Raw genomic sequence first — 6,260 nt, forward strand, 5'->3', positions numbered from 1 at the left:
CGCCACAAGCGCGGGCATAGGGGCACCCGGTCCAAGGCATCTTAGCCATTGACCATGGGAACGGCGAGTGCCCCGCGAGGACCGATCCCGGCGAAGGACGACGCGCGACGGCTCCGCCTGCAGGTGGAGCGCACCCTCCGGTCCATCGAGGCTCTGCGGGCGGGCGAGCGCCTGGATGCCGACGTGCAGGTGGTGAGCGACCGGCTCCACCTGCTCTTCGCCCGCGCGCCCGACCTCGTCATCCGTCCGCTGGAACTGGGCGGCATGCCCGCAGCCGTCTATTTTCTGAAGGGGCTCGTGGACGATGCACGGCTGGAGCACCTGCTCGTCAGCCTGCTCGAGGAAGGGCGGGCATCGCAGGGTTTCGAGGGCGCCCGGCGGGTGCGCACGAAGCTCCTGGCCGCGGACCGGGCGCAGCCCGTTCGCACCTACCGGGAGGTGGCCCAGGCCGTACTCAACGGCATGGCCGTGCTGGTGGTGGCCTCCTGGCGCGAGGGCCTCGGGCTCGGTCTCGACCAGGCGGAGAAGCGCGCCGTCGAGGAGCCCCGGGCCGAAAGCGTGGTCCGCGGTCCCCGCGAGGGTTTCATCGAGGAGCTGGCCACCAACCTGAGCCTCGTCCGGAGGCGGCTGCGCGACCCGGACCTGCGGGTGCGCGAATTCCGCCTGGGACGCCGGACGCAGACGCACGTGGTCGTGCTCTACCTGGAGAGCCTTGCCAACATCGACGTGGTGGACGAGGTCCTGAGCCGCCTCGAGCGGATCGACGTCGACAGCGTCCTGGAGAGCGCCTACGTCGAGGAGCTGATCGAGGACAACCCCTACTCGCTCTTCCCGCAGATCCTCCACACCGAGCGGCCCGACGTGGTCGCGGCCCATCTCCTCGAGGGCCGGCTGGCCATCCTCACCGACGGCACGCCCTTCGCCCTGATCCTGCCGGCCACGCTCTTCTCGTTCCTGGAGGTGAGCGAGGACTATTACGAGCGGTTCTGGATCGCCATCGCCATCCGCTTTCTGCGCTTTCTCCTGGCCATGCTGGCGCTCGTCCTGCCGGGTCTCTACGTGGCGGTGACGACCTTCCACCAGGAGATGATCCCCACCCGCCTGCTGCTCCGCCTGGCCGCCGCGCGCGAGGGGATCCCCTGGCCGCCGATGCTCGAGGCGCTGATCATGGAGGTCACCTTCGAGATCCTGCGCGAAGCGGGCGTCCGCCTCCCCAAGCAGATCGGGCAGGCGCTGAGCATCGTCGGCGCCCTGGTGATCGGGACCGCCGCCATCCAGGCCGACATCGTCAGCCCCCCGATGGTCATCGTGGTGGCGTTGACCGGAATCGCCTCGTTCGGCCTCCCCTACTTCAGCCTGGCCATCGCCTTCCGCATCCTCCGCTTCGAGCTGATCGTGCTGGGCGGGGTGCTCGGACTCTACGGCGTCATGCTGGGACTCCTGGGGACGCTGGTCCACCTCTCCTCCCTGCGCTCGTTCGGCGTGCCCTACCTCTCACCGGTGGCACCGCTGGCGATCCCGGACCTCTGGGACACCCTCTTCCGTCTCCCCCACTGGCGCCAGAGGCTGCGCCCGGTCGCGATCGAGCCGGCCGACGTCCGGCGGCGGGCTGCCGGGCTGCGACCCGGGCCGCCGGCGCCCGTGAACGTGACCGCGACGAGAAGGCACGAGGAATGAGCAGGCGGACACGGAGCGAGCAGGTCACCGAGTGGCAGCTCCTGGTCCTCATGTACGGCATCCTGGTGCCCACGGCGCAGCTCTACCTGGTCGGGGTCACCGCCCGGACCGCCGGACGGGACGCCTGGATGGCGGCGCCTTTGGCGGCGCCGGTCGGCCTGGGCGTCCTCTTCCTCCTGCAGCGCCTGCTGCGGAGGTACCCGGGCGAGAGCCTCGTGCGGGCGGCGGGCCGGCTCCCCAGGGGCCTGGGGAGGCTCGTTCCGCTCCCGCTCCTGCTCTGGCTGACGCACAGTACGGGCACCCTCGCCATCGAGTTCGCCCAGTTCATCTCCACCTCGCTTCTGCCGCTGGCGCCGATCGGGGTCATCGTCATCCCGGCGATCGTTGTGGGGGCGTACGCCGTCTATCTCGGGATCGAGACCATCGCCCGGGTGGCGGAGATCCTGGTGCCGCCCATGACGGCGATCAGCGCCCTCATCCTCGTGCTGACCCTGCCGCACTTCAGTTTCCAGCGCCTGGAGCCGATCCTGGCGGACGGCCCGATGCCCGTCGTGCGCGCGGCACTGGGGCCGGCCTCGCGGTACGCCGAGCTGGTGCTGCTGGGTTTCGTGGGGCCCCACCTGGTCCGCCTGCGGCGGTTCACCGCCGTCTCGCTGACCGGGTGGCTGGCGATCACGTTGGGCCTCTTCTTCACCGGGCTGGGGACGATGGGTGTCTGGGGCCTGCTCGCCGGGCAGCTCACGTTTCCCTTCTACTCCCTGGGGACGCTGGTGGAGCTGGGAGAGTACCTGCCGCGGCTCGACGTCATCACCACGCTGCTCTGGACGGGCGGGATGTTCGTCAAGTTCGCGCTCTTCCTGTACGCGGAGGTGGGAGGCTGGGCGGACTGGCTGGGTCTCGACGATCACCGGCCGCTGGTCCCGTGGGCAGCGGTCGTCACCGTGGTCATCGGGCTGACCCTCTTTCCCGGCGAGTCCGACCTGGTCGCCTACATCTCGGGCCTCTTCCCCGTGGTGACGCTCGCGGTCACGCTGGGCACGCTCGCCGCCGTCCTGCTGCCGGGCGCAGGAGGGCCGGGACGCCGGGCGGAGCGCACGGCCGCGCCGGGGGAAGCCAGATGATCCGTCGGGGACGTCTCGTTCTCCCCGTGCTCCTGGCGGTCCTGCTGGCCAGCCCGGGCTGCGGGGCGACGCAGATCAACTCACTGGCCATCGTCACTGCCGTCGGCCTCGACCGGACCCGCGACGGCCGCGCCCTGCTGGTCCTCCAGGTCGCTCGCCCCACGGCCCTGGCCGGTGTGAGCGGCGGCGGCGGAGGCGGTGGAGGGGGTGGAGGGGGAGGCACGGGCAGGTCGTCGGGCTCCGCGCAGGGTGCGAACACGACCAACTTCACCCTGAGCGGCTCCGGGAGCACGTTCACGGACGCCCTGCGATCGATCCAGGCCGGCTTCGCGCGCCAGATCTTCTGGGGCCAGACGGGCGTGGTGCTGCTGGGAGAACGCCTCGCCCGGAGCGGCGTGAACGAGGCGCTCGACTTCATCGAGCGCCAGACGGCCATGAGGCTGACGGCTTTCGTGGCGGTCACCTCCGACCCCGTCCAGCCGTTGCTCGCCCTGCGGGGGCTCCTGGAGGAGACCGGCGCGGACGCCATACGCCAACAGGCCCTCAGGAAGCTCGCGCCCGCGACCCGGCTCTGGCAGTTCGAGCAGCAGCTGGCCGAGCGGGGTGTCGATCCGGTCGCCCCGCGGGTGGCGGCCGTCCAGGAGAGCGGGCAGATGCGGCCGAAACTGGTGGGCGGAGCCGCCTTCCGGGGCGACCGGCTGACGGGCTGGCTCGCGCCGACGGAGGCGCAGGGCTGGCTCTGGCTGGCCAACGCCGTGGACACCACCTACCTGACCGTCCCCAACCCGTCCGGCCGGGGAAGCGTCAGCCTGCGTGTGCTCCGCGCCCAGTCGCAGCTCCGTCTCCTCCGTCCGGGGGAGTCGCTCCGCCTCACCCTCCGCGTGCGCGGCCAGATGGAGGTGGCGGAGAGCTCCGGCCCGCTCGATCCCACCGACCCGCGCACGGCTCGCCGGCTCGAGCAGGAAGTCGACGACGCGATCGCTGCCTCGGCCCGCCACGCGTTCCAGAGGCTCGTGGCCCTCTCCTCCGACGGCGCCGGCATCGGGCGCCTTCTGGACAGCCAGGACCCCGGCGCCTGGCGACGTATGGCCCCGCGCTGGCCCCGACCGCTCGAGCGGGCGGCGCTGGAGACCGACGTCCGCATCCGCCTGCTCCGGACGGGGGTGAAGGTCAGTCCCCCCCGGCCGGACCTGGTTTCTGTGGCACCGCTCAGGCCGGACCGGGTGATGCTCGTATGAACCTCTTCCTCACCACCTTCCTGGCGGGAAGCCTGGTCCTGCTTCTCGCCGCCCTCGCCGCGGGCGCCGCGGCCGGGCGCCTCCTGGACCACGTCGTCGACCGCCTGCTCGTCCGGCTTCTCAAGGACCGGTACGACGAGAATCTTTGGGATCTGGTCATCGGTGTCACCCGCATGGGACCCCACGTTCTCTTCGAGACCGAGCTGCGCGCGGACAACAAAGCCGATGCTTTCGAGCGGCCACTAGGAAGTCTCGTGCGCACAGAAGTCCTGAGCGGCGTCGCCTTCAACCCCGCTCAGCTCATCCGGCCGCCGCTCGCCCCCGACGCTCCGGTGGATCTTTCGGTCCGCCTGGGTCCCCGGGCACGGCGGCCGCTCCGCTTGGACTTCCCGGTTCTGGTGGCCGGCATGGGCTACGGTGTCGCGCTCAACCGGAACGTGGTCCTCGCGCTGGCCCGAGGCGCCAGCCTGGCCGGCACCGCTTACAACGCCGGGAGCGGGCCGCTGCTGGAAGAGGTGGCGCGCTCCGCCGACCGGCTGATCGTCCAGTACTCCGGAGGGGCCTGGACCCGCGACCCGAAGCGGCTGGAGCAGGCGGACATGATCGAGATCCAGGTGGGGCACGGGGGCCGCGCCGCCGCGGGCCGGCTCCTTCCTCCGGACGCCGTCCCTGCCGAGGTGCGGAAATCGATGCAGACGGGGAGCGGCCCCGACCAGCCGCTCGTCGTAGAGGCTCCCGTACCGGGGACCACGGGCATGCGGGAGCTTCGACGCCTGGTCAGGAACCTGCGCCAGCTGATCGACGGCGGTCCCATCGCCGTCAAACTGGCCGCCACGCACGACCTCGAGGTGGAGGTGCTGGCGCTCCTCGAGGCGGGTGTGGACGTGATCGTGGTCGACGGGAGCGAAGCGGGCACACACTCCTCCCCTCCGGTCATCGCGGACGACTTCGGCATCCCCACGGCGCACGCCCTGGCCCGGGTGACGAAGCTGCTGGACCGGACGGGCGCGCGGCGCGAGGTGAGCCTCATCATCAGCGGCGGATTCCGAACGCCGGGCGAGGTGCTGAAGGCGGTCGCCCTGGGCGCCGACGCCGTCTACATGGGCACGGCCGTGCTGATGGCCGCGACGCACGGGCAGTTGAGCAAGTCCGTGCCGGTGGAACCCGTCACGCAGATCGCCTGGGCGGCCGGACGCTTCGCCCGCCGCTTCGACCCCGACCTGGGAGCGGAGACGGTCCATCGCTTCCTTCGGTCGGTCCGGGGCGAGCTGGCCGACGGGCTCCGCGCCCTGGGCCGGCCACGCCTGCGCGATCTGACCCGCGGGGATCTGGTGGCGCGCGATCGGGTCGCGGCCGAGGTCTTCGAACTTCCCGTCTCGTGGCGGCCGCCTCGGAACTGGTCCACGGGAAACGAGACGGAGCCGGGGTGGAGCCGGGCGAGGGAACCGCAGCCGCCCGGTGGCCGGACGGGCGGCACCGGCGGGCGTACCGCGGGCGGGCGATGAGATCTGCTGGCCGACACCGCCGGAGCGCCGCGGGCGGGTTCCGGCGCACTTCGCCAGGTGGCCGGCAGCCGGGGCGTGCTGGAGCAAGGGCAGCAGGAGGACGAAGCGGCCGGTGGTGAGGATGCCTGCGGCGCAGAAGGCCGCCGAGGGCAAACCCGCAACCGGCGGCAAGGTGCCCGACCTCCTCACGAAGCCTGTACCGTCTGCATGGCCGGCGCGGCGGGGCCGCCGGGCGTCAGCCGGCCGCGGGCCGGTCCGGCGCCGCGCCCCCGCTCTGCCTGCCGGTCTCCATCAGCACCAGGTAGGCCTCCTCCAGGCCCGGCTCCACCGGCAGCGCTCCCTCCGGCGCGGTGGCGTCCGGCTCCAACTGGACCAGCCGGTACCGGGTCCGCTCGCCCAGGTGGACCGTGCTCACCGCCGCCCAACCGTCGGGGAGGAGCCGGCCCGCGGGCCACTCCACCTCCCAGGCCCGCCCCGCCGCCAGGCGCCGCAGCTCTCCGGGTTCGCCCCGCCAGGCGATCCTTCCGTCGCGCAGGACGGCCATCTCGCGGCAGCTCTGGGCGACGTCCTCCACGATGTGCGTGCTCAGGACGACCGTCCTCTCGCCGGAGAGCTCGGCCAGGAGGTTGCGGAAGCGGATCCGCTCCTCGGGGTCGAGACCGGCGGTCGGCTCGTCCACCACCAGCAGCTCGGGGTCGTTGAGCAGCGCCTGGGCGATG

Annotated in this window: 5 protein-coding genes; 4 read left to right on the forward strand and 1 reads right to left on the reverse strand. The window is 72.2% G+C overall.

What is annotated here, in order from left to right; genetic code table 11:
• Positions 1-54 precede the first annotated feature (54 nt).
• The 4 genes from QJR14_05455 to QJR14_05470 are packed head-to-tail and all read left to right on the forward strand — an operon-like array spanning position 55 to position 5,541.
• Positions 55-1,677 (forward strand): spore germination protein, encoded by a 1,623-nt coding sequence (locus tag QJR14_05455; GenBank protein MDI3317046.1) that lies wholly within the window; start codon positions 55-57, stop codon positions 1,675-1,677.
• Positions 1,674-2,798, forward strand: a complete 1,125-nt coding sequence (locus tag QJR14_05460) for an endospore germination permease (protein MDI3317047.1) — start codon at positions 1,674-1,676, stop codon at positions 2,796-2,798. The genes QJR14_05455 and QJR14_05460 overlap by 4 nt, the downstream gene beginning before the upstream one ends.
• Positions 2,795-4,036 carry a Ger(x)C family spore germination protein gene (locus tag QJR14_05465; protein MDI3317048.1) on the forward strand — a complete coding sequence of 414 codons (1,242 nt, stop codon included), beginning with the start codon at positions 2,795-2,797 and terminating at the stop codon, positions 4,034-4,036. The genes QJR14_05460 and QJR14_05465 overlap by 4 nt, the downstream gene beginning before the upstream one ends.
• A complete protein-coding gene (locus QJR14_05470) occupies positions 4,033-5,541 on the forward strand; it encodes an FMN-binding glutamate synthase family protein (GenBank protein MDI3317049.1) in 1,509 nt (502 codons plus the stop codon). Before QJR14_05465 ends, QJR14_05470 begins: the two co-directional genes overlap by 4 nt.
• 235 nt (positions 5,542-5,776) lie before the next feature.
• Here QJR14_05470 and QJR14_05475 read toward each other — a convergent pair.
• A partial coding sequence (locus tag QJR14_05475) for an ABC transporter ATP-binding protein (GenBank protein ID MDI3317050.1) occupies positions 5,777-6,260 on the reverse strand: 484 nt, incomplete at its 5' end.

It is taken from the genome of Bacillota bacterium (assembly GCA_029961055.1).
Lineage (GTDB): Bacteria > Bacillota > Sulfobacillia > JAIMAT01 > JAIMAT01 > JAIMAT01.